The sequence below is a fragment of the Streptomyces sp. ID05-39B genome, from assembly GCF_033794725.1.
In the GTDB taxonomy this organism is placed as follows: domain Bacteria; phylum Actinomycetota; class Actinomycetes; order Streptomycetales; family Streptomycetaceae; genus Streptomyces; species Streptomyces bobili.
Genome location: NZ_JARGEF010000004.1, coordinates 76,438 through 100,945, shown reverse-complemented (window position 1 = coordinate 100,945; position 24,508 = coordinate 76,438). Strand labels below are relative to the sequence as shown.

At 71.3% G+C, this 24,508-nt stretch carries 24 protein-coding genes; 10 read left to right on the top strand and 14 right to left on the bottom strand.

Annotated elements, in window-relative coordinates; genetic code table 11:
- Positions 1-91: 91 nt before the first annotated feature.
- From P1P75_RS02405 to P1P75_RS02370, 8 genes are all read right to left on the bottom strand, one after another.
- Positions 92-928 (bottom strand): undecaprenyl-diphosphate phosphatase, encoded by an 837-nt coding sequence (locus tag P1P75_RS02405; protein WP_319251316.1) that lies wholly within the window; start codon positions 926-928, stop codon positions 92-94.
- Between the two features lie 69 nt (positions 929-997).
- A complete protein-coding gene (gene crcB, locus P1P75_RS02400) occupies positions 998-1,372 on the bottom strand; it encodes a fluoride efflux transporter CrcB (RefSeq protein ID WP_319251314.1) in 375 nt (124 codons plus the stop codon).
- A complete protein-coding gene (locus tag P1P75_RS02395; protein WP_319251312.1) occupies positions 1,369-1,749 on the bottom strand; it encodes a DUF190 domain-containing protein in 381 nt (126 codons plus the stop codon). The genes crcB (P1P75_RS02400) and P1P75_RS02395 overlap by 4 nt, the downstream gene beginning before the upstream one ends.
- On the bottom strand, positions 1,746-2,201 hold the full coding sequence (crcB, locus tag P1P75_RS02390; protein ID WP_319251310.1) for a fluoride efflux transporter CrcB: 456 nt from the start codon (positions 2,199-2,201) through the stop codon (positions 1,746-1,748). Before crcB (P1P75_RS02390) ends, P1P75_RS02395 begins: the two co-directional genes overlap by 4 nt.
- Positions 2,202-2,316: 115 nt before the next feature.
- Positions 2,317-3,270 carry an SMP-30/gluconolactonase/LRE family protein gene (locus P1P75_RS02385; RefSeq protein ID WP_319251308.1) on the bottom strand — a complete coding sequence of 318 codons (954 nt, stop codon included), beginning with the start codon at positions 3,268-3,270 and terminating at the stop codon, positions 2,317-2,319.
- 65 nt (positions 3,271-3,335) lie between these two features.
- The gene (locus P1P75_RS02380; RefSeq protein ID WP_319251306.1) at positions 3,336-3,623 is read right to left on the bottom strand and encodes an ArsR family transcriptional regulator; all 288 of its coding nucleotides are present in this window, start codon (positions 3,621-3,623) and stop codon (positions 3,336-3,338) included.
- A gap of 212 nt (positions 3,624-3,835) precedes the next feature.
- Positions 3,836-5,395, bottom strand: coding sequence for an arabinogalactan endo-1,4-beta-galactosidase (locus P1P75_RS02375; RefSeq protein WP_319251304.1), 1,560 nt, complete (start codon positions 5,393-5,395; stop codon positions 3,836-3,838).
- A 104-nt stretch (positions 5,396-5,499) separates the two neighbouring features.
- Positions 5,500-7,521, bottom strand: a complete 2,022-nt coding sequence (locus P1P75_RS02370) for a beta-galactosidase (protein WP_319251302.1) — start codon at positions 7,519-7,521, stop codon at positions 5,500-5,502.
- A gap of 227 nt (positions 7,522-7,748) precedes the next feature.
- Here P1P75_RS02370 and P1P75_RS02365 point away from each other — a divergent pair, with 227 nt between their 5' ends.
- The 6 genes from P1P75_RS02365 (at position 7,749) to P1P75_RS02340 (ending at position 13,281) form a co-directional block, all read left to right on the top strand.
- Complete coding sequence (locus tag P1P75_RS02365; protein ID WP_319251300.1) at positions 7,749-9,077, top strand: extracellular solute-binding protein; 1,329 nt, start codon at positions 7,749-7,751, stop codon at positions 9,075-9,077.
- Positions 9,074-9,997 carry a sugar ABC transporter permease gene (locus tag P1P75_RS02360; protein WP_319251298.1) on the top strand — a complete coding sequence of 308 codons (924 nt, stop codon included), beginning with the start codon at positions 9,074-9,076 and terminating at the stop codon, positions 9,995-9,997. Before P1P75_RS02365 ends, P1P75_RS02360 begins: the two co-directional genes overlap by 4 nt.
- Positions 9,994-10,902 carry a carbohydrate ABC transporter permease gene (locus tag P1P75_RS02355; protein WP_319251296.1) on the top strand — a complete coding sequence of 303 codons (909 nt, stop codon included), beginning with the start codon at positions 9,994-9,996 and terminating at the stop codon, positions 10,900-10,902. The genes P1P75_RS02360 and P1P75_RS02355 overlap by 4 nt, the downstream gene beginning before the upstream one ends.
- Positions 10,899-11,930, top strand: a complete 1,032-nt coding sequence (locus P1P75_RS02350) for a LacI family DNA-binding transcriptional regulator (protein ID WP_319251294.1) — start codon at positions 10,899-10,901, stop codon at positions 11,928-11,930. The genes P1P75_RS02355 and P1P75_RS02350 overlap by 4 nt, the downstream gene beginning before the upstream one ends.
- 502 nt (positions 11,931-12,432) lie before the next feature.
- Positions 12,433-12,786 carry a VOC family protein gene (locus P1P75_RS02345; RefSeq protein WP_319251292.1) on the top strand — a complete coding sequence of 118 codons (354 nt, stop codon included), beginning with the start codon at positions 12,433-12,435 and terminating at the stop codon, positions 12,784-12,786.
- 96 nt (positions 12,787-12,882) lie between these two features.
- Positions 12,883-13,281: a MarR family transcriptional regulator gene (locus P1P75_RS02340; protein ID WP_319251290.1), complete on the top strand. Its 399-nt coding sequence runs from the start codon at positions 12,883-12,885 to the stop codon at positions 13,279-13,281.
- On the opposite strand, the gene P1P75_RS02335 is transcribed toward P1P75_RS02340, so the two are convergent.
- From P1P75_RS02335 to P1P75_RS02325, 3 genes are all read right to left on the bottom strand, one after another.
- The gene (locus tag P1P75_RS02335; protein WP_319251288.1) at positions 13,278-13,880 is read right to left on the bottom strand and encodes an ALF repeat-containing protein; all 603 of its coding nucleotides are present in this window, start codon (positions 13,878-13,880) and stop codon (positions 13,278-13,280) included. The two genes, P1P75_RS02340 and P1P75_RS02335, sit on opposite strands and share 4 nt — an antisense overlap.
- Positions 13,881-14,023: 143 nt before the next feature.
- Positions 14,024-14,416 (bottom strand): SseB family protein, encoded by a 393-nt coding sequence (locus P1P75_RS02330; RefSeq protein ID WP_319251286.1) that lies wholly within the window; start codon positions 14,414-14,416, stop codon positions 14,024-14,026.
- Positions 14,417-14,838: 422 nt separating this feature from the next.
- A complete protein-coding gene (locus P1P75_RS02325; RefSeq protein ID WP_319251284.1) occupies positions 14,839-15,456 on the bottom strand; it encodes a MerR family transcriptional regulator in 618 nt (205 codons plus the stop codon).
- A gap of 121 nt (positions 15,457-15,577) precedes the next feature.
- On the opposite strand from P1P75_RS02325, the gene P1P75_RS02320 reads away from it, so the two are divergent.
- The 3 genes from P1P75_RS02320 (at position 15,578) to P1P75_RS02310 (ending at position 19,042) form a co-directional block, all read left to right on the top strand.
- On the top strand, positions 15,578-15,979 hold the full coding sequence (locus tag P1P75_RS02320) for a DUF3291 domain-containing protein (protein ID WP_319251282.1): 402 nt from the start codon (positions 15,578-15,580) through the stop codon (positions 15,977-15,979).
- Between the two features lie 37 nt (positions 15,980-16,016).
- A complete protein-coding gene (locus tag P1P75_RS02315; protein ID WP_319251280.1) occupies positions 16,017-17,459 on the top strand; it encodes an MFS transporter in 1,443 nt (480 codons plus the stop codon).
- Positions 17,460-17,596: 137 nt separating this feature from the next.
- A complete protein-coding gene (locus P1P75_RS02310) occupies positions 17,597-19,042 on the top strand; it encodes a glyceraldehyde-3-phosphate dehydrogenase (RefSeq protein WP_319251278.1) in 1,446 nt (481 codons plus the stop codon).
- A gap of 45 nt (positions 19,043-19,087) precedes the next feature.
- On the opposite strand, the gene gndA is transcribed toward P1P75_RS02310, so the two are convergent.
- Both gndA and P1P75_RS02300 read right to left on the bottom strand, forming a co-directional pair.
- On the bottom strand, positions 19,088-20,530 hold the full coding sequence (gene gndA, locus P1P75_RS02305) for an NADP-dependent phosphogluconate dehydrogenase (protein WP_319251276.1): 1,443 nt from the start codon (positions 20,528-20,530) through the stop codon (positions 19,088-19,090).
- Positions 20,531-20,817: 287 nt separating this feature from the next.
- The gene (locus P1P75_RS02300) at positions 20,818-21,885 is read right to left on the bottom strand and encodes a hypothetical protein (RefSeq protein WP_319251274.1); all 1,068 of its coding nucleotides are present in this window, start codon (positions 21,883-21,885) and stop codon (positions 20,818-20,820) included.
- Between the two features lie 440 nt (positions 21,886-22,325).
- Here P1P75_RS02300 and P1P75_RS02295 point away from each other — a divergent pair, with 440 nt between their 5' ends.
- The gene (locus P1P75_RS02295) at positions 22,326-22,865 is read left to right on the top strand and encodes a hypothetical protein (RefSeq protein WP_319251272.1); all 540 of its coding nucleotides are present in this window, start codon (positions 22,326-22,328) and stop codon (positions 22,863-22,865) included.
- 25 nt (positions 22,866-22,890) lie between these two features.
- On the opposite strand, the gene P1P75_RS02290 is transcribed toward P1P75_RS02295, so the two are convergent.
- Positions 22,891-24,135, bottom strand: a complete 1,245-nt coding sequence (locus P1P75_RS02290; RefSeq protein ID WP_319251271.1) for an MFS transporter — start codon at positions 24,133-24,135, stop codon at positions 22,891-22,893.
- Positions 24,136-24,508: the final 373 nt, after the last annotated feature.

The window sequence follows — 24,508 nt, the reverse complement described above, 5'->3', positions numbered from 1 at the left end:
ACAGGTCCCGGCCAGGCCCGGCCGCCCGCACCGGGCGAGTCGTACGCCCTCGGGTTGGCCGACCTCACCCGGGCGGCTGTCTCCCCCGCGCTCAGCTGTCGAGGACTCCCGTGGTCAGTAGCCCGAAGAGCAGCAGGCCCACGACGATCCGGTAGATCACGAACGCGTTGAAGGAGTGCTTGGCGACGTACCTCAGCAGCCAGGCGATGGAGGCGTAGGCGACCACGAAGGACACCGCCGTGCCGACGACCAGTGGTGCCGCCCCGGCCCCGGTGCCCAGGGCGTCCTTCAGCTCGTACAGGCCGGCGCCGGTGAGCGCCGGGATGCCGAGGAAGAAGGACAGCCGGGTGGCGGCGACCCGGTCGAGGTCGAGCAGGAGCGCGGTCGACATGGTGGCGCCGGAGCGGGAGAAGCCGGGGAAGAGCAGCGCGAGGATCTGCGAGCCGCCGACCAGCATGGCGTCCTTGAGCGAGGTGTCGTCCTCGCCCCGCTTGTGCCGGCCCATGCGGTCGGCCGCCCACATCACGCCGCTGCCCGCGAGGAGCGAGCCCGCGACCACCCAGAGCGAGGCCAGGGGACCTTGGATGAGCGGCTTCGCGGCCAGACCGACGACGACGATCGGGATCGTCGCGTAGATCACCCACCAGCCGAACTTGTAGTCGTGGTGGTGGCGTTCGCTCTTGTCGGTGAGACCGCGGAGCCAGGCGGAGACGATGCGCGTGATGTCCGTGCGGAAGTAGACCAGCACCGCGGCGATCGCGCCGACCTGGATGACCGCGGAGAAGCCGACGACCGCGTCGTCGTCGACCGGGATGCCCATCAGGCCTTCGGTGATCTTCAGATGTCCGGTGGAGGAGACGGGGAGGAACTCGGTCACCCCCTCGACGGCTCCGAGGACGACGGCCTGACCGACGGAGATGGCGCTCATGGGATCCCGTTCTGGGGGTGGTCGACGGTGCGGTGCACAGTCCTACCAGCCGTGGGTGTGTTTCCCCGGTCATGACCACACCGTCTGCGCGAGCCACACCCCCGCGAAGGCGGCTCCGACGCCCGCCGCCACGCTGACGACGACGTTGGCGGCGGCCTGTAGCCCGGCTCCGGTCTCGGTGAGCCGCAGCGTCTCGTAGGAGAACGTGGAGTAGGTGGTCAGGGCCCCGCAGAAGCCGGTGCCGAGGAGCAGCCGCAGGTCGGAGCCGGCGGCTCCGGCGAGGGCCGCGCCGGTCACCAGGCCGAGGATCGCAGAGCCCACGACGTTGACGACGAGGGTGCCCCAGGGGAAGACCGAGTGGTGCCGGGCCTGCACCGCGCGGTCGGTCAGATAGCGCAGGGGCGCGCCGACCATGCCTCCGGCGACGACCAGCAGCCAGTTCACAACGGCCTCTTACCGGGCGTGTCCGTTGCGCCCTGATCACCGTCACGGCCGGTGTACCGGATGACCTCGCAGGGGTCGAGGACGACCAGGCCCTCGGTGACCAGTTCGTCGAGCTGCGGCAGGAACGCCCGTACGCGTTCCTCGGTGTCGACGATGACGACGGCGACCGGGAGGTCCTCGCTGAGCGAGAGCAGGCGGGTGGTGTGGATGAGCGAGGAGGCGCCGAAGCCCTCGATGCCGCGGAAGACGCTGGCGCCGGCCAGTCCCGCCGCATGGGCCCGGTGCACGATCTCGGTGTACAGCGGCTTGCGGTGCCAGGTGTCGTTCTCGCCGACGAGGACGGTCACGCGCAGGGCACTGCCGGTGAGCCTGGTCATGGCTGCCTCCGGGTCAGGACGCGGCGGGTCGCGGTCGCCGCGAGCCACACCGCCGTGAGCGCCGCGAGGGGGGTCGCGGCCAGGTAGGCCAGCGCCGTGCGGGGATGCCCCGTGTCGAACAGGCGCTGGAGGTCGACGGCGTACGTCGAGAAGGTGGTGAAGCCGCCGAGCACGCCGGTGCCGAAGAAGGGGCGCAGGAGCCGGTGCACGGTGAGGGCCTCGGTGATCAGCACCAGGAACACGCCGATCACGGCGCAGCCGACGACGTTGACCCAGAAGGTCGTCCAGGGGAACCCGCTGCCGGCAGAGGGCCACCACAGGGCTGCCGCGTAGCGGGCGGCGGCACCCAGTCCGCCGCCGACGGCGACCACGGCGACCGCCGGGAGCTGTCCCGGCACGGCGGACCGGCGCGGGGCGCCGGCGCGGAGGCTGCCGGTCTCCGGGGCTGACATGTCGTACGTCTCCTGCCTCGGACCGCCTGGCGATCGGGGGCGGTCCGAACTCCCGGCCGCACCGGCTCGCGGGGTGATCACGGCTGGTCAACAGGGTAACGCCGGATCACCGTGCTCAGGGTGCCGCACAGACCGCGATGCCGGGCTCCCAGAGGCTTCCGAGGACGAGCCGGCCGCGGGCCGCGCAGACGCTGGTGACCATGCGGAAGCCGGAGCGGCGGCGGGTGAGGTGGTGGACGGTCCGGCCGGTGTCGTCGACCGCGAGGACGCCGATGGTGCCCGAGGGGCGGTAGGGGGCGCGCTGGGCCAGGCGGGCGGCGTGGTGGCGGACGGCCGGGCCGGCCCGGTGGAGGAGGTCGAGCGGGGGGACGCGGGGGCCGGCCAGCGCGACCCAGACCGGTCCGTCGGGGGCGCCGCGCCACAGGTTGTCCGGGTAGCCGGGCAGGTTCTCGACGAGGGGTTCGGCGCGTCCGGCGGCGGGGCCGGTGAGGTGGTAGCGGGTGAGGCGGCGGGCGCCGGTCTCGGCGACGATCAGGAAGGTGGCGTCGGCGCTCACCACCAGGCCGTTGGCGAACTGGAGCCCGTCCAGGAGGACTTCGGGCTCGGTGTCGCCCGGAGCCAGCCGCAGCAGGCGTCCGGTGCCGGTGTGTTCGACGAGGTCGCCCATCCAGTCGTGCAGGGGGTGGGCCTGGCTCGACACCGTGAAGTACACCGTCCCGTCGGGCAGTGCCACGACGTTGCTGCAGAACCGCAGCCGCTCCCCCGCCACCTGGTCGGCCAGTACGTCGGTCCGGCCGCCCGCGAGGCCGACGCGCAGCAGCGCTCCCTCCGCGTCGCACACCAACAGGTCGCCGTCGGGGAGGAGTTCAAGGCCCAGCGGGCGCCCGTCGATGCGGGCCACCTCCTCGACGCGGGCGGAGCGGGGATCGTCGAGGCCGTCGACGCGCAGGATCCGGCCGTCCGCGACGCCGGTCAGGACGCGCCCGTGCCGATCGGACACGACGTCCTCGGGGCCGTGGCCGCCGAGGGAGAGGTGGCGTACGGGGACGAGGGCGGTGGGTCGGTCCATGCGGGGTGCCTTCCACTGGTGCGGGCCGCCGACGCTAGGCCGTCCGGCGTGCCCCTGCCAGCCCCCTACCAGCCCTTTTCGAACATGCGGGCCACTTCGGCGATGCGCATCTCGTCGCGTCGGTAGTAGGTGCGCAGCCGGATCCGCTTGGCGCGCAGCAGGCCCAGGTCGGCGAGCAGGGCGAGGTGGGTGTCGGCCACCCGGCGGTGCACCCCGAGTTTCGCCGCGACGATGTCCGCGGTGACGCCGTCCTCGACGAGGTCCGCGCGCCGTTGCGGCGGGAAGTGCCGCGCCGGTTCCTTCAGCCACTCCAGGATGTGCAGTCGCCGTTCGTTCACGGGAGTCCTCAGCATGGTCGTCCCCTCCGTCCCTGGATCGGGGCCCTCGTCACCGCGTCTTCCCACTGTTCCGCAGTCGAGGCCTCCCTGTCCGGCGCTCCGGGACCCTTGGCCGGGATCGAACATCCCTCTGGCGTACGGCAGTTCACACGGGCAGGGGGAACGCGCAGGGGCCCGGCCGCGAGGTGGCGGCCGGGCCCCGCTGTCACGAGGTCACATGGTGACGGTCAGCGGTGGCTGAACCATGCCGTCGAGGACAGTGCCCGGTCGTCGTAGCCGAACAGGGCCTGGTTCTCCCAGCCGTTGCCGGAGGCGGCGTCGGCCGGGTCCCAGCCGTTGCCGTTCACGGCGGTCCAGGTGGCCTCCCAGTAGAAGACGCCGAGACCGCGGCCGTTCGGGACGGCCTCCACGATGCTGGCCACGGAGTTCATCCAGGCGAGCTGGCCGGCCGGGGTGGCCGGGTAGCCGGCGACCAGTTCGCTCGGCAGGTCGATGATGTTCTCGAACGAGTCGTCGCTGTCGAGACGGAAGGGGTAGGCCGTCTCGGCGACGAAGACCGGCTTGCCGTAGCGGGAGGCCGCGTCGTCCAGGGTGGTCTGGAAGTCGGCGAGCGTGCCGTGCCAGTAGCCGTAGAAGGACAGGCCGATGGTGTCGAACTTGACGCCGTTGGAGACCGCGCTGTCGAACCACCAGCGGGTGCCGGTCAGGTCACCGCCCTTGGCCAGGTGCAGGGCGACCGGGGTGGACGAGTTGACCGCCTTGACGGCGTCGTAGCCGGAGTTGAGCAGACCGGCGAGCTGGCCCCAGTTGGAGGTGGAACCCTCGTTCCACAGCATGCCGCCGTTGATCTCGTTGCCCACCTGGACCATGTCGGCGGTGGTGCCCTGGGCCTTGAGCGCGTTCAGCACGTCGTACGTGTGGTTGTACACGTCCGTCTTGAGCTGGCTGTACGAGTGGCCCGCCCAGGCGCTCGGCTTGCTCTGGGCGCCCGGGTCGGCCCAGGTGTCCGAGTAGTGGAAGTCGACCAGGAGCTTCTGGCCGGCGGCCTTGACGCGCTTGGCGGCGGCCAGCACACGCGCCTTGTTGTTGTAGCCGTCGGCGGGGTTGACCCAGACCTTCAGGCGCGCGTAGTTCATGCCGGCGTTCTTCAGGATGGTGACCGGGTCGCCGGTGGTGCCCGAAGCGCTCTTGTAGACGCCGCCCTTGGCCTCGCTCTTGGGGAGGGAGGAGATGTCGGCGCCCTTGATCGACAGTCCGGTCGTGCCGGAGGTGAAGGTCAGGTCGTCCACATTGATCCAGTTGCCCGCGTTCGCGTCACTGTTGACGCTGATCGTGCACTGGTTGTTCGTCACGTTGACCGGGACGACGATCCGGAGCCAGCCGCTCGCCGAGACGGGCAGATCGGTGCGCTGTTCGGCGCCGCCGCAGTTCTTCAGGGCTATGTAGGCCGACTTCTGGCCGCCGCCGGAGCGCACCCAGGCGGTGAGCTTGTAGTTGCCGTTGGTCAGCCCCGACAGGTACTGGTACGTCTCCACCTTGTAGGCGGCGGACGCCCAGTGGGAGAGGCGGTAACTGCCGCCGTGTCCGCCGGACTCGGCGAACGAGGCGCTCGTGGTGCCGTACTCGGACCAGCCGCTGGGGGTGGCCGCTCCGGCGCCGTCGGCCTCGAAGCCGGCGTTGGTGAGCGTGGAGGCCGCCTGGGCGGTCTGTGCGGGCAGGGCGGTGAGCGCGAGCCCCGCGGTGAGCGGGAGCAGCAGGGCTCTGAGGGTGCGTCTGGGATGGAACATCTTCGTCCGTCGTCCCTTCGACGTGATGGGGGTGGGTCTCCCTCGGGGTGAGGGACCCCCTCCGCCCGCGGCTCGCGGCTCCACGGGCGGAGGGGGAGTCGGGTTCAGCCGTCGAGTCGTACGACTCGCACGGCTCCCGCCGGGACCGCGAGGCGGCCGGCGGCGCGTTCGCCCGTCAGCAGTTCGGTGCCGGACGTGTCCAGCGGCACCTTGGCGTCGGTGGCGGTGTGGTTGATGGCGAAGAGGTAGCTGCCCCTCTCGCCGGAGCGGCGCACGACCTCGACGTCGCGGGGCAGGCCGGCGCGCGGGGCGAGACGGGCGTCCTCGGCGGCCCGGCCCAGCAGGGCGTCCAGGCCCTCGGCGCCGAGCCGGGTGGAGACGTACCAGGCGGTGCCCTCGCCGAGGCGGTGCCGGGTGACGGCGGGACGGCCGGCGGTGAGGCCGTCGGCGTACGTCCAGACGGTCTCGGCGCCGCGTGGCTCGACGAACTCGGTCCACACGTCGCCGCCCAGCTCGGAGCCGTCGGGGCCGGTGATCCGCACGCGCTCGCCCTGGAGCAGCGGGGAGAACTCCTCGACGGTGAGTCCGAGGACGTCCCGCAGCGCGCCCGGGTAGGCGCCCTCGTGGACGGCGTCGGAGGAGTCGACGATGCCGGAGAAGTACGACACGACGAGCGTGCCGCCGTTCTCGACGTACGTCCTGAGGTTGTTCCCGGCCCGCTCCGTCATCAGGTACAGGGCGGGCACCACGACCATCGGGTACCGCGCGAGGTCGGCTTCGGGGTGGGCGAAGTCGACGGTGAGGTGACGGTCGTAGAGGGCCTCGTAGAAGGCGTCGGCGCGCTCGCGCGGGTCGTGGTCCTCGCTGGGGCGCCAGGCGAGGTTCTGCGCCCACCAGGAGTGCCAGTCCCACAGGACGGCGACGTCGGCCTCGGTGCGGGTGCCCCGGATCGGGCTCAGGGAGTCGAGTGAGGCGCCGAGTTCGACGACCTCGCGCCACACGCGGGTGTCGGTGCCGCCGTGCGGAACCATCGAGGAGTGGAACTTCTCGGCGCCGCGTCGGGACTGACGCCACTGGAAGAACATGGCGCCCTCGGAGCCGCGGGCCACGTGGCCGAGGGAGTTGCGGGCCATCTGGCCGGGGGCCTTGGCCGGGTTGCGGGGCTGCCAGTTGACGCCCGAGGTGGAGTGCTCCAGGAGGATCCAGGGGGCGCCGCCGGCGACGGAACGGGTGAGGTCGGCGGCCATGGCCAGGTTGACGTGGGTGCGGCGGCCGTCGGTGATCAGGTAGTGGTCGTTGGTGACGAGGTCGACCTCGCGGCCCCAGGCCCAGTAGTCGACCGAGTCGCACTGGCTGAGGGCGGTCATGAAGTTCGTGGTGACCGGGACGCCGGGCGCGAGGCGGTGCAGGATGTCGCGCTCCATACGGAAGTTCTCGCGCATGGTGGCGTCGGCGAAGCGCCGGTAGTCCAGGGCCTGGCCGGGGTTGCCGACGGTGGGGGTGGTGCGCGGCGGGTTGATGTCGTCGAAGGTGGCGTAGCGCTGGCCCCAGAAGGCGGTGCCCCAGGCCTCGTTGACCGCGTCGACCGTGCCGTACGTCGTCTCCAGCCAGCGGCGGAAGTGGGCGGCGCAGGACTCGCAGTAGCAGGCCGAGACAGGGACGCCGTACTCGTTGTGGACGTGCCACATCGCGAGCGCGGGGTGGTCGCCGTAGCGCTCGGCGAGCCGGGTGGCGATGTCCGCCGCGGCGGCGCGGTAGTCGGCGTTGCTGTGGCAGATCGCCGCGCGGGAGCCGAACTCGTAGCGGACTCCGTCGGCGGTGACGGGCAGGGCCTCGGGGTGCTCGCGGTAGAACCAGACGGGCGGGGCCGCCGTGGGGGTGGCCAGGTCGACGCGGATGCCGTTCTCGTGCAGCAGGTCGATGATCCGGTCCAGCCAGCCGAAGTCGTGGACTCCGGGCGCGGGCTCCAGGAGCGCCCAGGAGAAGATCCCGACACTCACCATGGTGACGCCGGCCTCGCGCATCAGCCGGACGTCTTCCTGCCAGACGCTTTCCGGCCATTGCTCGGGGTTGTAGTCCCCACCGAAGGCGAGCCCTGTGAGGCCCTTGGGGGTGGTCTCCGGCATGGATTTCTCCCGTTTAATCGATCATTTGGGAACGTGCACAGACGTTCTCGGCGGTGCGAGCCCAACATAACCGCACAGCAACAACCATTGACAAGTGTCCGGGATGTTTCTCTACTGTGAACGCTCACAGAAGCATGACAGGGCCTCGCGACGGGCGAGGGCCTCGGTTCATGTGATGCATGGCAGGTTCCCGCAGCAGGCGGGAACCCAGGTCAGGGGAGAAACCCATGTCCAACACCCAGCGCCGGCGGCTCTTCAAGGTCGCAGCCTCCGCCGTCGCCGTCACGCTCGGCGCCACCGCACTCGCCGCCTGCGGCTCGTCCGACGACGACAGCGGCGCCCAGTCGGGCCCGGTCTCGCTCACGTACTGGACGTGGACGCCGGGCATGGACAAGGTCGTGGACCTGTGGAACAAGGGGCCGGGCAAGAAGGACCAGATCACGGTCACGGTGAAGAAGCAGGCGTCCGGCGACACCCTGGTCACCAAGATCCTCACCGCGCACAAGGCGGGCAAGGCCCCCGACCTGGTCCAGGCCGAGTACCAGGCACTGCCGACGCTCGTCAGCAATGACGCGCTGGCGGACATAGCGAAGAACGTCGGCGACGTGAAGGACAAGTTCGCCGACGGCGTCTGGCAGCAGACGACGCTGGGCACGGACGCCGTCTACGCGGTGCCGCAGGACATCGGCCCGATGATGTTCTACTACCGCGAGGACCTGTTCAAGCAGTACGGCCTGACCGTCCCCACGACCTGGGAGCAGTTCGCGCAGACCGCCCGCGCGCTGAAGAAGAAGTCCCCGGAGACGGACCTGACCACCTTCTCGGCCAACGACTCCGGTCTCTTCGCGGGCCTCGCCCAGCAGGCCGGCGCCAAGTGGTGGACCACCTCCGGCGACAAGTGGCAGGTCGGCATCAACGACGCGGCGACCAAGAAGGTCGCCGACTTCTGGGGCGGCCTCGTCAAGGAGGGCGCCGTCGACAACCAGCCGATGTACACCCCGGCCTGGAACAAGGCGCTCAACACCGGCAAGCAGATCGCCTGGGTCAGCGCGGTGTGGGCGCCGGGCACCCTGACCACCGCCGCCCCGGACACCAAGGGCAAGTGGGCCATGGCCCCGCTCCCCCAGTGGTCGCAGACCGACAACGTCACCGGCAGCTGGGGCGGTTCCTCCACCGCCGTCACCACCGACTCCAAGAACAAGGACGCCGCCGCCAAGTTCGCCGCCTGGCTGAACACCGACGGTGACGCGCTCAACGCGCTGGCCAAGGAGAGCGGCATCTACCCGGCCTCCAGCTCCGCCCAGCTCAGCGGCGCCTTCATCAACCCGCCGGAGTACTTCTCGAACCAGGCGGACTTCTACACCACCGCCGCCAAGATCGCGAAGACCACCGCACCGTCGGCCTGGGGCCCGAACGTGAACGTCGCCTACACGACCTTCAAGGACGCCTTCGGCGCCGCCGCCAAGAACAAGTCGGACTTCTCCGCCGCTCTGGACACGATGCAGGCGGACACCGTGGCCGACATGAAGAAGCAGGGCTTCGAGGTCTCCGAGTGACAACCGCACGCCGGAAGTCGTACGGGGTCAAGGGGGCCCCGTATGCCTTCCTCCTCCCCGCCACCATCCTCTTCGCCCTGTTCTTCGCGCTGCCCATCGGCTACGCGCTGTGGCTCAGTCTCCACAAGGTGAAGGTGTCCGGCCTCGGCCTGGGCTCCGGTGCCCGTAAGGAGGTCTGGGCCGGCCTGGAGAACTACACCGCCGCCTTCACCGACAGCGAGCTGCTGGACGGCGCCCTGCGCGTCCTCGGCTACGGCTGCATCGTCGTCCCGGTGATGCTGGGCCTCGCCCTGGTGTTCGCGCTGATGCTCGACTCCGACAAGGTGCGGCTGGCCCCGTTCACCCGCCTCGCGATCTTCCTGCCGTACGCCATCCCCGGTGTCGTGGCGGCGCTGCTGTGGGGCTTCCTGTACCTGCCGGACGTCAGCCCGTTCTACTTCGTGCTCGAGAAGCTGGGCCTGCCGCAGCCGGACCTGCTCGACGGCGGCCCGCTGTATCTCGCCCTGTCGAACATCGCGGTCTGGGGCGGCACCGGCTTCAACATGATCGTCATCTACACCTCGCTCCAGGCCATCCCGGTCGAGGTGTACGAGGCGGCCAAGCTGGACGGCGCCACCCCGCTGCAGATCGCGCTCAGGATCAAGATCCCGATGGTGGCGCCCTCGCTGGTGCTGACCTTCTTCTTCTCGATCATCGCGACCCTCCAGGTGTTCAACGAGCCGACCACGCTCAAACCGCTCACCAACTCCGTGTCCACGACGTGGAGTCCGCTGATGAAGGTCTACCGGGACGCGTTCGGCACCGGTGACATCTACGCGGCGGCCGCCCAGGCCGTGATCATCGCCATCGCCACGCTGCTGCTGTCCTTCGGCTTCCTGCGGGCCGCGAACCGTCGTAACAAGCAGGGGGCAGCCCAGTGAGTTCTCTTGCCGTCCAGAAGGCCCCGTCGGCGGCCGGCGCCACGGATGCCGAGCGGGACGACCGTCCGCCGCTGCGCCGCCGGATCGCCCTCGTCCCGACGATCACGCTGCTGCTGGGCGCGCTGTACTGCCTGCTGCCGGTGGCGTGGGTGGTCATCGCGTCCACCAAGTCGGGCAGCGAGCTGTTCTCCACGTTCACGTTCCTGCCCGGCACCGGCTTCACCCAGAACCTGAGCGACCTCAACGCCTACCGCGACGGCATCTACTGGCAGTGGATGGCCAACTCGGCCCTCTACGCCGGTCTCGGCGCGCTGCTGTCGACGTGCGTGTCCGCGTTCAGCGGCTACGCGCTGGCGACGTACCGCTTCCGCGGTCGCGAGACGATGTTCAACGTCCTGCTGGCGGGCGTGCTGATGCCGCCGATCATCCTGGCCATCCCGCAGTACCTGCTGATGGCCCAGGCCGATCTCACGGACTCCTACTGGTCCGTGCTGCTGCCGCAGATCCTCTCCCCCTACGGCGTCTACCTCGCGCGCATCTACGCGGCCGCGGCCGTGCCGAGCGACGTGGTGGAGGCCGGCCGGATGGACGGGGCGAGCGAGTGGCGGATCTTCACCCGGATCGCGCTGCCGATGATGATCCCCGGCATGGTGACGGTGTTCCTGTTCCAGTTCGTCGCCGTGTGGAACAACTTCCTGCTGCCGTACATCATGCTCAGCGACGACGAGCGGTTCCCGATCACCCTCGGTCTCTTCACGCTGCTGGAGCAGGGCGCCAACACCCCGGCCCTCTACACCCTGGTGATCACCGGCGCGTTCCTCGCGGTGATCCCCCTGGTGGCGCTGTTCCTGGTCATTCAGCGGTTCTGGAGCCTTGACCTGCTGTCCGGGGCCGTAAAGTCATGACCATGAGCAACACGGGGGGCAGGCGCAAACCGCCGACGATCCATGACGTGGCCCGCGAGGCGGGAGTCTCACGAGGGACCGTCTCGCGCGTGCTCAACGGCGGCCACTACGTCAGCCCTTCGGCCCAGGAGGCCGTCAACTCCGCGATCCGCAGGACGGGTTACGTCGTCAACCGGCACGCCCGCTCCCTGATCACCGGGCGCTCCGACTCCGTCGGTTTTCTCCTGACGGAGCCTCAGGAACGGTTCTTCGAGGACCCCAACTTCAACGTCCTGCTGCGGGGTTGCACCCAGGCGCTGGCCGGGCACGACGTCCCGCTGCTGCTGATGCTGGCCGGTACCGAGGACGAGCGGCGGCGCATCACGCGGTACATCACCGCGGGGCACGTCGACGGGGTCCTGCTGGTGTCCAGCCACTCGGGCGATCCGATCGCCACCGAGCTGCGTGAGGCGGGCGTGCCGCTCGTCGCCTGCGGCAAGCCGATCGGCATCGGGTCGAAGGTGAGCTATGTGGCCGCCGACGACCGGGACGGCGCGCGCGACATGGTCCGTCATCTGCTCGCCCAGGGCCGTCGGCGGATCGGCGTCGTCACGGGACCGCTGGACACCCCCGGTGGTGTGGAGCGGCTCGCCGGCTACCACGAGGTGCTCGCCGAGGCGGGCATCGAGGCCGACGAGCGGCTCGTCGTCTCCGGCGACTACAGCCGGGCCAGCGGTGAGGCGGGCGCCGAGCGGCTGCTGGCGCAGGCACCCGGCCTGGACGCGGTGTTCGTGGCGTCCGACCTGATGGCACAGGGGGTGCTCGCGGCACTGCGGCAGGCGGGACGCCGGGTGCCGCAGGACGTCGCGGTCGGCGGCTTCGACGACTCCCCCGCGGCCACCGCGTCCACTCCGGCGCTCACCACGATCCGCCAGCCCTGGGACCGGATCAGCAGCGAAATGGTCCGCGTCCTCCTCGCCCAGATCGGCGGCGAGGACCCGGCCGCGGTCATCCTGCCGACGGAACTGGTCAAACGCGAGTCGACGTGACGGCCCGGCGGGGCCGAGGGCCGCCGGTGACCCTCGACCCCGCCGGTCCCGAGCGGTCTCGAGCCGACGGGGCTTCGCGGTCCGGGCCGATGGTCCCTCCCTGCTCAGGGCGGCCGTTCTCTCCCTGCTCGGGGCAGCGGTCCTTCCCTGCTCAGGGCAGCGGTCCCTCCCTGCTCAGGGCAGCGGATCCTCCCGACCCGGAGCGGCCATTTCCCCCGGCTCCTGGAGTGGGTCCGCGTGCCTCGGCCGCACCCGGCCCCTCCTCGCCGACCTGGCGGGACGGCGACTCCGGGCGCGAGACCGGCACCCCATGACCTTCGCTGGACACCCCGTCGGGTACGCCCACGGGGGACGGGCGCGAACACCGCGCCGGACGTCGCCTCCGGCGGGCGCACGGGCGGGCGCCGAACGGTCAGGATCGGAGAAGCGGACGGCGGGGCCTCGGCCTAGCGTGGAACCACCGACGGCATCCGTCGGTCCCCACGTCAGCGAGGAGTACGTCATGACCGCCGGTCTGCAGACCATCATCTACCCCGTCAAGGACCTCGACCGGGCCAAGGCCATGTTCCGGGCGCTGCTCCAGGTCGAGCCGTATGCGGACGAGAGTTACTACGTCGGTTTCAAGGCCGCCGGACAGGACGTCGGGCTCGACCCGAACGGGCACTCCAAGGGCATGACCGGTCCGGTGCCGTACTGGCACGTCAGTGACATCCGGGCCCGGCTTGCGGCCCTGGTGGAGGCGGGGGCCGACGTGCTCCAGGACGTGCAGGACGTCGGCGGCGGCAAGCTGATCGCCTTCGTGAAGGACGCCGACGGAAACCTCGTCGGGCTGACCCAGGACCCGGCGTCGTCCTGACCGCTCTGCCGCCGCGTCCCGCCCAGGCCCGAGATCTCTTGCACCCACACTAGTTGCACGGTAAACGAATGGTGAAATCGGTGTTACCGTGCAGGTATGGCAGCGAAGACGGCCGGAATCGACCTCGAAGACCGGTGGCGGAACATTCTGTCGGTGCACGCGCGCACGACGTGCGAGATCGACCGCGCGTTGCATCCGCACGGTCTCGGGGCGAGCGACTTCGAGGTGCTCGACATCCTCGCCGCCGAGACCCCCCGGCCGGGTGACCAGTGCCGGGTGCAGAACCTGGCCGGCCGCGTCCACCTGAGCCAGAGCGCCCTCTCCCGCCTCATAGGCCGGCTGGAGAAGGACGGCCTGGTGGAGCGTTCCGTCTGCATGGAGGACCGGCGCGGGGTGTGGGTCGCCCTCACCCCGAAGGGCCGCGACCTCCACGACGAGGTGCTGCCGCTCCAGCGCGAGGTGCTGGCCCGCATGCTGACCGACGCGCGACGCTAGCCCACTTCGTACTGGCCGACCTCCAGGAAGTGACGCATCTCCTCCGGGGTGCCATCCACCGCCTGCTCCGCCGCGGCGCGCAGGGCGGCGCTGATGTCCGGCCGGGCAAGGATCCTGGCGATGGCCACCCGGTCGTCCTCGGCACGGGCCAGCCGGTATCCCGTCGCAAGGAAGCGGCTCCTGTCCTCGGCGGTGCCCTCCAGGGCTTCCTCCGCCTCCCGCACCACGGCCCTCCTCCTGTCGGGATCGGCCAGGATCCGGAAGATCGCGACGCTGTTGTCCTCGTCCTGGGCGATCCAGCGTCCGGTCTTGAGGAAGTGGCGCAGGTCCTCGACCGTGCCGTCGAGGGCCTCCTGCGCCTCCCTGCGTACCCCGATGCCGGTGCTGTCGTCGGCAAGGAGGCGAAGGATCTCGATGCGGAGGTCGTCCTCCGGCATCGAGTCGTACGGTGATTCGGTGTCAGCGCTCACGGCCACCGCGGCGGCCGAGGTGGCGGCGGACACGGAGGCCGGGCCTGCCGCCGCGGCAGGGCCGGCCAGCAGCAGGGCCGGGGTCAGTGCGCCCACGGCTACGACGAGTGCCGCACGGGTCGGTCTCATGGATCCCCCAGGGGTGAAGAAACCGCTTGCCCCTCAAGCGGTCGGGAGATCGTCGCAGGGGCCGCGAGTGCGGCACAGACCCGCCACCGGCAATGGTCACCGCATGTTCGTTGCCGCAGGACGGAAGCGAGGGCGCCGGGTCGTTACCGGGCCAGCAGGGTGCGCACCCCTTCCGAGGTGAGCGTGAGCGGGTGGTCTCCCGCCGCGTCGATGGAGAGCGACAGCTCGCCCTCCGGCCACTGGTGGGCGAGCGCACCGAGGGGCACCACGCGGTAGCGGGCGACGCCGGGGAGCAGGTCGACCATCTCGGGCTCGGACGTGAACACCGGGACGACGGGCGCCGTGCCCGGCTGTTCCAGGACGGGCAGGGCCAGCATGCTGGGGTTGGTCACGTCCTCGTCGGTGGCGTCCTCGGGCACGGGCACCAGGACCTCGCAGTGGGCGAGGGTGTCCAGTGCGGCCGTGTCCCCCGTGTCCCTGGCCAGCGCGTTCAGCGCGCTCGCGGCGGCGGTGGCGTCGTGGGCTGGTGTCTCCATGGCGGCTCTCCCCAGGTAGCGGTGGTTGGCGCGTCCGGCCTCGCGTACCCGCTCCGACGACGGGCAATCGGGATTCCGGCGGCCGCCCTCCCTGCCCCTCCTCCCGCTTCTCCCGCTTCTCCCGCTTCTCCCGCTTCTCCCGCCTCGCCGACCGCCGACCGCCTACCGCCGGCCGCCGGGGCGCCGGACGCGGGACGCCGGTCACGGGACGCCGGGCGCCGGGGATCGACGCGTTTGGGGCGTGCCGTGAAGGGAGCGTCGCCCGCCCGACGGGCAGGCGGGGCGGCGTCCGGTGCGTGTGATCGCGAGGCGGAGGGTCGGTCCCGAGAGCGGTACACCGGGACGAGCCGACAACGCGGCCGGCCCCTGGGGGCGAGCGTCCGACAGACGCCGCCCGGCGGACGGGACGTTCGAAACACGCTCTACGGGGCGTGGCGTCGGGCCGACTCGTTCTCCTGGGCCATGCGGCGCAGTGCCATCAGGGCGGGCTCCAGGAGGACCGTCAGGAGCAGGGCGCGTTCGGCCGCCTCCAACGGGTCGGTGAGGCCGTCGAGTTGGTCGAGGTCCAGGACGGCGATCCGTTCCGCGAGACGGGCGTAGGGCAGCAGCGTGTGCCGGTCCATGGGGACGCCCAGCGAGTGCAGGGAGGTCAGGGCCTCGGCGAGGGTGGCGCGCGCCGGCGCCGACTCGTGCACCTGCCAGCCCAGCTCCTCGACGAGCGCCTCCACTTCGCCGGTCGCCGGGTCCTGCTCGGCGGTCTCGCCGGACAGGGACACCGAGCCCAGGGTGAGGCCCAGCAGGAGGTGGGTGTCGCCGGTGTGCGCCGCCAGCGCGTCCAGCACCTCACGGGTGGTGGTGACGGAGAGCCCCCGTACGCCGGTCAGGGCACGGATCAGGCGCAGTCGGCGCAGGTGCTGGTCGTCGTACTCGGCCTGGGTGGCCGAGGTCTGCCGGCCGGGCGCGAGGAGGCCCTCGCGCAGGTAGTACTTGATCGTCGTCACGGAGACGCCGCTGCGGCGGCTCAGCTCGGAGATACGCATCAGGACGACTCCGCTCTAGAAATTGGATACCTCCACTGTCTAACATGGATAGTGAAGGTATCCAACCGTGCGCCACGGGTCCCTCAGCTCCGTCCTGCCCCTCTCGCGAAAGGCCGCAGCCATGCCCACCCTGCCCTGGACCACGCTCGGCGAGCCCGCCCCCGACACCGAGGCCTACGTCATGGCCTCCCGCTTCGAGGTGCGCTCCCTCAAGGACGTACCGCGCTTCTTCCTGAAGTCCCTCAGCGCCTGGCGACAGGTCACCCGCGCGCCGGGCGCGTACGGCGCCTCGCTCGTCGCCCAGCCCCTCAAGCGCACCTTCTGGACCCTGTCGGCCTGGGAGGACAAGGAGGCGCTGTACCGGTACGCGAGGACCGAACCGCACCGGTCGATCATGACCGGGATGCGCTCCACCACGAAGGCCTCCGCGTTCACGTTCTGGCAGGTCCCGGCCGACGGGCTGCCCGTCGACTGGGCGGACGCCCGCCGCCGGCTCGCCGAGCAGGAACGCACCGGTGCCTGAGACCGCGCCCCGCCCCCTTCCGAGAAGAGAGCCCGTCATGACCCTGTCCCGGCCCACGCTCGACGAGCCCCCCGCCGCACCCGTGGCAGAGCGGCGGCGCGTGCCACTGTGGCTCGCCGTGGTCGCCTGCAGCGTGCCCATGTTCATGGTCGCGCTCGACAACCTCGTCGTGTCCACGGCACTGCACACGCTGGCCGTCGATCTCCGGGCGAACACCCAGGAACTCCAGTGGTTCGTCAACGCCTACGTCCTCAGCTTCGCCTGCCTCCTCATGACGGGGGCCGCGCTAGGTGACCGGTTCGGCCGACGACGGGTCTTCGTCGCGGGTGTCGTCCTGTTCACGCTGGCCTCCGCCGGCTGCGGCCTGGCCGACACCAGCGGCCAGTTGATCGCCTTCCGCGCGGTCCAGGGCGTCGGCGCGGCGGCCGTGATGCCGCTCTCACTGACCCTGCTGTCCCAGGCCGTGCCGGAGCGGCTGCGCGGGATGGCGCTGGGTGTGTGGTCCGGCGTGAGCGGGCTCGCCGTGGCGATGGGCCCGGTGGTGGGCGGTGCGGTGGTCGAGGGACTGGACTGGCGGTGGATGTTCTGGATCAACGTGCCGGTGTGCCTGGTCGCGATACCGCTGGTGCTGTTCGCGCTGCGGGAGAGTTCGCTGCCCGGCGCCCGCCTCGACATGGGCGGCATGGTCCTCGCGGCGGCCGGACTGTGCGCCGTGGTGTGGGCGATCGTGCACGGTGAGCCGGACGGCTGGACCTCGGCCACGGTGCTGGGCGCGTTCGCGGCGGGCGTCGTCCTGCTGGCCGTCTTCGTGGCCTGGGAGGCGCGTGTCGCGCAGCCGATGCTGCCGCTGTCCTTCTACCGGGTGCGGGCCTTCACCCTCACCAACCTGGTCTCGGCGGCGATGTACTTCGGTGTCTTCGGCTCGCTCTTCCTGCTGGCCCAGTACCTCCAGATCGCACCTCCCCGCACTCCGCTGGAGGCCGGGGTGCGCACCCTGCCCTGGACGCTGATGCCGATGTTCGTCGCCCCGGTGGCCGGACTGCTCATCGACCGGGTCGGCGGCGGCCGGCTGATGGCGCTGGGGCTGTTCCTCCAGGGTGTGGGCCTGGGCTGGATCAACCTCGTCACCGGTACCGACACCGCGTACTCCTCCCTGGTCGGCCCGATGATCGTGGCCGGGGTCGGCATGGGCCTCGTGTTCGCTCCGACGGCGGCGGTCGTCCTCGGGTCGGTCCCGGCGGAGCACGCGGGCAAGGCGTCCGGGGCCAACACCACGGTCCGCGAGATCGGGGGCGCGCTCGGCATCGCCGTACTGAGCACGGTGTTCGTGGCGCACGGCGGCATGCGGGGGCCGCAGGAGTTCGTCGACGGGCTGCGCCCCGCGGTGTGGGTCGGTGTCGCGGTGGTCCTGCTCGGCGCGCTGTGCGCCCTGGGCATCCCGCGCCGGCCGGACGCCGGGACCCCCGCCGGGAAGGTGTGAGGGCGCGGCGGCCGGGCGCCGGTGTGCGGGGTTCCGGGCACCTCCGGGGCTCCGCACACCTGAGCGAGGGGGCGCTTGAATGATCAAAACAGGAGGCGGTTAGCATATGAGCGCCACCTAGCTCGAAAGAGAATTCTGTGACTGTCAACGACGACTCGTTCACCAACTGGAAGAACCGCGAGGAGATCGCGGAGTCGATGATCCCGATGATCGGGAAGCTCCACCGGGAGCGGGACGTGACCGTCCTGCTGCACAGCCGCTCCCTGGTGAACAAGTCGGTGGTGAGCATCCTCAAGACCCACCGCTTCGCCCGGCAGATCGCCGGTGAGGAACTCTCGGTCACCGAGACCCTGCCGTTCCTCCAGGCCCTCACCGAGCTGGACCTCGGCCCGTCGCAGATCGACATCGGTCTGCTCGCCGAGCACTACCGGGCGGGCGACCACGGTCTGTCGGTGCGCGAGTTCACCGCCGACGCCGTCTCCGGTGCCACCGGCGCCGACAAGATCGAGCGCAGCGAGCCGCGCGACGTCGTGCTGTACGGCTTCGGCCGCATCGGCCGCCTCGTGGCCCGCCTGCTCATCGAGAAGTCCGGGTCCGGCAACGGGCTGCGGCTGCGCGCCGTCGTGGTGCGCGGGGGCGGCGAGCAGGACCTCGTCAAGCGGGCCTCACTGCTGCGCCGCGACTCCGTGCACGGCCAGTTCCAGGGCACGATCACCGTCGACGAGGACAACAGCACCATCCTCGCCAACGGCAACGAGATCAAGGTGATCTACGCCGACGACCCGAGCCAGGTCGACTACACGGCGTACGGCATCAACGACGCGATCCTCATCGACAACACCGGCAAGTGGCGGGACCGCGAGGGGCTTTCGAAGCACCTGCGTCCCGGCATCGACAAGGTCGTGCTGACCGCGCCCGGCAAGGGCGACGTCCTCAACATCGTGCACGGCGTCAACCACGACACGATCAAGCCGGACGAGCGGATCCTGTCCTGCGCGTCCTGCACCACCAACGCGATCGTCCCGCCGCTGAAGGCGATGGCGGACGAGTACGGCGTGCTGCGCGGACACGTGGAGACCGTCCACTCGTTCACCAACGACCAGAACCTGTTGGACAATTACCACAAGTCCGACCGCCGTGGCCGGTCCGCGCCGCTCAACATGGTCATCACCGAGACGGGCGCCGCCTCCGCCGTCGCCAAGGCACTGCCCGACCTCAAGGCCCGGATCACCGGCAGCTCAATCCGGGTGCCGGTGCCGGACGTGTCGATCGCGATCCTCAACCTCCAGCTGGCCCGGGAGGCCGACCGTGACGAGGTCCTCGACTACCTGCGGGACGTGTCGCTGACCTCGCCGCTCAAGCGCCAGATCGACTTCATCAGCGCCCCCGACGCGGTCTCCAGCGACTTCATCGGCTCGCGCCACGCCTCGATCGTCGACGCCGGCGCCCTGAAGGTGGAGGGCGACAACGCGATCCTCTACCTCTGGTACGACAACGAGTTCGGCTACTCCTGCCAGGTCGTCCGCGTCGTCCAGCACGTGTCGGGCGTCGAGTACCCGACGTTCCCGGCGCCGCGCGCCTGACCTGCCGTCCGGCCCGGTCGCACCGGGCCGGACAGCCGGCGTGCCTCAGGCCGAGGCCGTCTCCGGGCGGCCCGGCTCGGCCCACTGCGTGTGAAAGGCGCCGGGCCGGTCGGTACGGCCGTAGGTGTGCGCGCCGAAGTAGTCGCGCTGGCCCTGGAGCAGGGCCGCGGGGAGCCGGTCGGCGCGCAGGGTGTCGTAGTGCGCGAGGGCCGCGGAGAACGCGGGGACGGGGATGCCCCGGCGGGCCGCGGAGGCCACCGTCTCGCGCCAGGGCACCTGGGCGTCGGTGATCTCCATGGCGAACTCCATCTCCCCGAGCAGGCTGACCAGTTCGGGATCGGCGGCGTACGCCGTGCGGATGCGGTCGAGGAACGTGGCGCGGATGATGCAGCCACCGCGCCAGATCCGGGCGACCGCGCCGAGGTCGATCTTCCAGCCGAACTCGCCCGCCGCGTCCTGGATCATCTTCCAGCCCTGGTCGTAGGCGATGACCTTCGAGGCGTACAGGGCGTGTTCCACCTGCGAGGTGAAGCGGGCGGCCTCCGTGCGGCTGATGGCGGGGGTGGTGCCGCCGGGCAGTCCGCAGTAGGCGGCGCGCAACTCGGCCTGGCCGGAGGCGGCTCGGGCGAACGTGGCCTGGGCGATGGCGGTGACCGGGGAGCCGAGGTCGAGGGCGGTCTGCACGGTCCAGCGGCCGGTGCCCTTCTGCCCTGCCGCGTCGGTCACGATGTCGACGAACGGCAGCCCGGTGGCCTCGTCGGTGTGGGCGAGGACCTCGGCGGTGATCTCGATGAGGTAGGAGCCGAGGCGCCCCTCGTTCCAGGTACGGAAGATGTCCGCGATCTCCGCCGGGGAGTATCCGGCGACCTGGCGCAGCAGGTCGTAGGCCTCGGCGATGAGCTGCATGTCGGCGTACTCGATGCCGTTGTGGACCATCTTGACGAAGTGGCCGGCCCCGTCGGTGCCGACGTGCGCGGCGCAGGGCTCGCCGCCGACCCGCGCGCTGATCGCCTCGAACATCGGCCCGAGCACGTCGTACGACTCGGTAGAGCCGCCGACCATGATCGACGGCCCGTCGAGCGCGCCCTCCTCGCCGCCGGACACACCGGTGCCGACGAAGTGCAGGCCTCGCGCGCGCAGGGCCTCCTCGCGGCGGCGGGTGTCGGCGAAGTGGGCGTTGCCGCCGTCGATGATCATGTCGCCGGGCTCCAGGAGCGGGGCGAACTCGTCGATGACGGCGTCCGTGACCGCGCCCGCCTGCACCATGATCATCAGCCGGCGGGGGCGTTCGAGCGCGGCGACGAACTCGCGCGCCGTCTCCGCCGGGACGAACGCGCCCTCGTGTCCGAACTCCTCGACGAGCGCACGGGTGCGGCCCGAGGAGCGGTTGTGGACGGCGACGGTGTAGCCGTTGCGGGCGAAGTTGCGCGCGAGGTTGCGGCCCATCACACCGAGACCGGTGACACCGATGGCAGCGGTTGCGTTCATGAGGTAAGTCCCTTGGATCGACGGCGCGTCCGGGGGGCACGGGCCCCTCGTTCCCCCACATACGGCTGGGAGGCGGGATCGTCTCGATCCGGGGACGGGGAATCGCGGAGCGGGCGGCGGTGCGCCGGGAGCGGGCTCGGTGATTCGCAGCGCGCGGGATCAGGGACAGCCCGGTCAGCCCTCCTGGAACGGGTCGGGAGGGCTCCCGGGTGCCGTCGGTTCAGCCGGTTCAGCGCGGCCGACTCAGTACGGCCGTCCGTCACGGCCGGCTCAGTGCGGCCGGTCCGTCACGGCAGTCGGTTCAGGCCCAGGTTCTGTGTGGTGGTGTTGCCTGCGCCGGGGCTCTTGATGTTGTTGTTGACGCTGATGTTGTTGAACATCGGGAGGATGCCGCTGAGGTTGATGGGCAGGATCGACCCCGACCCGTTGCCTCCGCCGTTGTTCCCGTTGGCCTGTTCGTAGGTGATGGTCACCGAGGCGGGGCCGGTCGCGGGTCCGGAGGTACCGCCCGCCGGAACTCGGTCGGACCCGCCACCGCCGCCACCGGGCCCGTACGTCCCAGCGTCGATGAGGTCGCAGCCGCCGCCTCCGCCGCCGCCGAACCAGCCGGCTCCGCCGCCGCCGCCGGAGAAGGGACCGCCGCCGTTGCCACCGGTACCGCCGCCACCGGGGGTGCCGGGTGTGCTGGGCACGGGGCCGCCGGTGTCCGGGCATGCGGTTCCACCGGCGCCGGGGGTCGTCTGAGTTCCGCCGCCGCCGCCTCCTCCCCCGTTGGGCCTGCTGCCGCCGGTCTGACCGGTGACTCCGGCGTCTCCTCCGGTGGCCTCGGGTGCCGGGTAGGGGTCGAAGCCGGCTCCCCCGCCTCCTCCGCCACCCGCGACGATCAGCCGGGGGTCGGTGGCGGTGTTGCCGGTGAGGAAGCAGCCGGCGTCGGTGGAGTCGCAGGTACGTACGTCGCTGGCTCCGCCGCCGGCGCCACCTTCTTCGAAGGAACCGCCCGATGAACCTCCGCCTGTGTCGACGTTGACGTAGAGGGTGGTGGTGCCCGACGGCACGTTCACGGTGCCGGTGACGGTGGAGCCGTCACCGCCCACTCCTCCCTCGGTCCCGTTCTGCCCTGCGGCGCCGGTGGCGGTGATGACCAGCTGGGTGACCCCCGAGGGGACGGTGAAGGGCTGATTGACGCCGGGAGTGAAGGTCACGCTCACCGGCGCCGCCTCAGCGGGCGTGGCGAGAGGCACCACCAACGCCACCGGCAGCGCCGCCATGCCGAGGAGGAGAGTGCTGCGCCGGACCGGACGCCGCAGCCGTTCTGCGCCACGTCGTGGGGATGCATGGTGCATGGTCAGTCTCACGCTCGGAACTCCTCAACAAGAGATGCCAACTGGGTGGGTACGGCACCCTGCCCGGGACCGTCCGACGATCAAGCCACAACAGTCCGTGACCGGCATGTGGACACACCGTCATATCACCCCGAAACGAATAGTCCTCACGTCGGACAATTCCACTGTGGGCGAAGCCCTGCATGCCTGGCCTTGTGCGTCTGCGGGGAAATCGACGGCCTCAGCACCCGACCGCTTGTGTTTCTCGGTTCGAGGGGATCGAGGACCGCATCGCCCTCGCCGAGCGGGCGATGGTCCTCACCAGCTACCTGCTGCGCCACTGACGGCTCGGCCGGTGCCCGAGTGTGGCCGAAGCCACGTCCTCCCCGGCGGCTGGGCCATGTCCTCGCGCGGGGGACGCGGGCTACGGTGCCAGAGGTCCCTTCCCCCGTACGCAGCTCGGACGGCCATCAGTGCGCGCAGATCTCTCCCCCCTCATAGCGGCGACCACCCAGTGGCTGACGCGGGCCTACCCGGCCTGCGGCGGCGCGCTGGCGTCGGCCCTGTGCGAGGTGCAGGCCCGCCAGGCGGTGACCGTAGCGGCCTGGCTGCGCTACCCGACCGTGATGGACGCCGCGCTGGTCGGCATGGCGGGGCCGGGCGGCTCGGCCAGGCTGGACTGGATCAGCGGCACCGACGCGGACGGCACCGGCACACACACCGGTGGGGACGGTACGGACGCCTGGCGCAGCTGGGTGGACGAGGTGGTCGCGAGCTGGGCCGCGTCCCTGCTCACCGACCCGGAGCTGGCCGCGCTGGCCGTCGCCGGGCTGCACGGCGGAGATCACACGACGGGTGTGCCGATGGAGTTCCGCCGGCTGATCAGCCCCGACGCCCGCGACCGCGAAGCCGCCGCCCTCCTGCGCCACCCCGATCTCCTCGCCCCCGTGTCCGAGTTGCACGGCACACAGCTGACGGAGCTGCTGGGGCCCGGCCGGGCACTGATCGCCTGAGGGCCACCCCGGACCGGTCCCGGGGTCAGGCCGCCGTCCGCAGCACCTCCCGGCCCGGGATCTCCTCCCCCGGCCGGGCCGGGAGCTGGACGGTCCGTGGCCTGCGCCGGCCGCGCAGGACGTGGCCGGCGGCGATGGTGGTGGCGACGACGAGTCCGCCGGCCACCAGGGCTCCGCGCGGGCCCGCCAGTTCCATCAGCAGGCCCAGGGCGGGCGGACCGCCGAGACCCCACACGGTGCCGATGCTGCTCCACACGCCCAGTACGCGTCCCCGCAGGTGAGGGGGCGGGTCGGTCTGCAGCACGGCCGTTCCCGCCGTGTCGGAGACCGACTCGACGACGGCCATGGGGAGCACGAGCACCAGCAGCACCGCCAGCGAGGGCGACAGCCCGGCCACCACCTGCAGCAGCCCGCCCGCCGCCGCCAGGGTGCCCACGACGCGCACCGAGGGGCGGCGCAGGCGGGCACCCAGAACCGCTCCCAGGATGCCGCCGACGGCCAGGACCGTGGAGACGGTGCCGAAGGCGCCCGGACCGCCGGCCAGCGGGCCGGTGACGAGCACCGCGAGGGTGAGGCCGTAGTTCCGCCCGAAGACGGCGCTGACGCCGGTGACTCCGGCGAGCGCGACCAGGCGGGGCCGGCGGGCGAAGAAGGCCAGCCCCTCCCGGATGGTCAGGTCGTCGCGTTTCCCGGCACGGGGAGCGACGGCCCGGACGGCCGCGCCGGCCGCCGGGCGCAGGAACGGGATGACCGCGGTCACGAACAGGAACGACAGTCCGTTGGCCGCGTAGGCGGCGGCCGTGCCGAGGAAGCCCACCGTGACACCGGCGAGCGCCGCTCCCACGAGCCGGCCGGCGTTGTGGACCAGCGCGCCCACGCCGATCGCGGAGGGCACGTCCTCCGCCGGCACGAGATCGTTGCCGAGCAGGGCACAGGCGGGACCGTCGACGGTGGCGATGGTGCCGGTCACGGCGGCCAGCACCATCAGGGACGTCATGTCGAGCATGTCGAGCGCGACCAGCACGGCCGTGGTGAAGGCGACCATGCCCAGCAGGGCCTGGCTGACCGCGGCCGTCACCTTGCGCGACCAGCGGTCGACGGCGGCACCGCCCAGCACGCTCATGAAGAGCGCGGGAGCGGCCTGCACGGACATGGACAGGCCGGTGGCGGCGGCGGACCCGGTGATCTGCAGGACGAGCAGGTTCTGGACGGTGAGCTGCATCCAGGTGCCGGCGTTGGACACGAAGTTCGCGACGGACCACCAGCGCATGCTGCGGTGCCTCAGGGACCGCCACGGCGAGTGTGAGGCGTCGCGGGAAGGGCTGCCGGGGGCAGGGGTGGGCGCGGAGACGGAAGGGGAAGTCACAGTGCGGTACCCGAGGGTGCGAGGGGAGGTCACGGGGCGGCGGAACCGGGGAACGCCGGCTGCGCTGCGCGGCCACTCCACCTGATCGGTTACGGCGCGGACCATCGTGGCAGACGGGACGGGCGAGTGGTCGCCGGACCGCCCCCGCCGAGGTGCCTTCTCCTGCCCAAAAGGGTGTGCTGGTCGGGTACTTGCTGCGCCGAGTGCGGTTGCTCACAGGGCTCGGGCGCTCATGGCGTGTGGCATGCCGGCGGGTCCGTCGCCGGCGGCGACGGAC

Coding starts and splice junctions, on each gene's coding strand:
- P1P75_RS02405 (WP_319251316.1), bottom strand. CDS start 928: ATGAGCGCCATCTCCGTCGGTCAGGCCGTCGTCCTCGGAGCCGTCGAG.
- P1P75_RS02395 (WP_319251312.1), bottom strand. CDS start 1,749: ATGACCAGGCTCACCGGCAGTGCCCTGCGCGTGACCGTCCTCGTCGGC.
- crcB (WP_319251310.1), bottom strand. CDS start 2,201: ATGTCAGCCCCGGAGACCGGCAGCCTCCGCGCCGGCGCCCCGCGCCGG.
- P1P75_RS02385 (WP_319251308.1), bottom strand. CDS start 3,270: ATGGACCGACCCACCGCCCTCGTCCCCGTACGCCACCTCTCCCTCGGC.
- P1P75_RS02380 (WP_319251306.1), bottom strand. CDS start 3,623: ATGCTGAGGACTCCCGTGAACGAACGGCGACTGCACATCCTGGAGTGG.
- P1P75_RS02375 (WP_319251304.1), bottom strand. CDS start 5,395: ATGTTCCATCCCAGACGCACCCTCAGAGCCCTGCTGCTCCCGCTCACC.
- P1P75_RS02370 (WP_319251302.1), bottom strand. CDS start 7,521: ATGCCGGAGACCACCCCCAAGGGCCTCACAGGGCTCGCCTTCGGTGGG.
- P1P75_RS02365 (WP_319251300.1), top strand. CDS start 7,749: ATGTCCAACACCCAGCGCCGGCGGCTCTTCAAGGTCGCAGCCTCCGCC.
- P1P75_RS02350 (WP_319251294.1), top strand. CDS start 10,899: ATGACCATGAGCAACACGGGGGGCAGGCGCAAACCGCCGACGATCCAT.
- P1P75_RS02345 (WP_319251292.1), top strand. CDS start 12,433: ATGACCGCCGGTCTGCAGACCATCATCTACCCCGTCAAGGACCTCGAC.
- P1P75_RS02340 (WP_319251290.1), top strand. CDS start 12,883: ATGGCAGCGAAGACGGCCGGAATCGACCTCGAAGACCGGTGGCGGAAC.
- P1P75_RS02335 (WP_319251288.1), bottom strand. CDS start 13,880: ATGAGACCGACCCGTGCGGCACTCGTCGTAGCCGTGGGCGCACTGACC.
- P1P75_RS02330 (WP_319251286.1), bottom strand. CDS start 14,416: ATGGAGACACCAGCCCACGACGCCACCGCCGCCGCGAGCGCGCTGAAC.
- P1P75_RS02325 (WP_319251284.1), bottom strand. CDS start 15,456: ATGCGTATCTCCGAGCTGAGCCGCCGCAGCGGCGTCTCCGTGACGACG.
- P1P75_RS02320 (WP_319251282.1), top strand. CDS start 15,578: ATGCCCACCCTGCCCTGGACCACGCTCGGCGAGCCCGCCCCCGACACC.
- P1P75_RS02315 (WP_319251280.1), top strand. CDS start 16,017: ATGACCCTGTCCCGGCCCACGCTCGACGAGCCCCCCGCCGCACCCGTG.
- gndA (WP_319251276.1), bottom strand. CDS start 20,530: ATGAACGCAACCGCTGCCATCGGTGTCACCGGTCTCGGTGTGATGGGC.
- P1P75_RS02290 (WP_319251271.1), bottom strand. CDS start 24,135: ATGCGCTGGTGGTCCGTCGCGAACTTCGTGTCCAACGCCGGCACCTGG.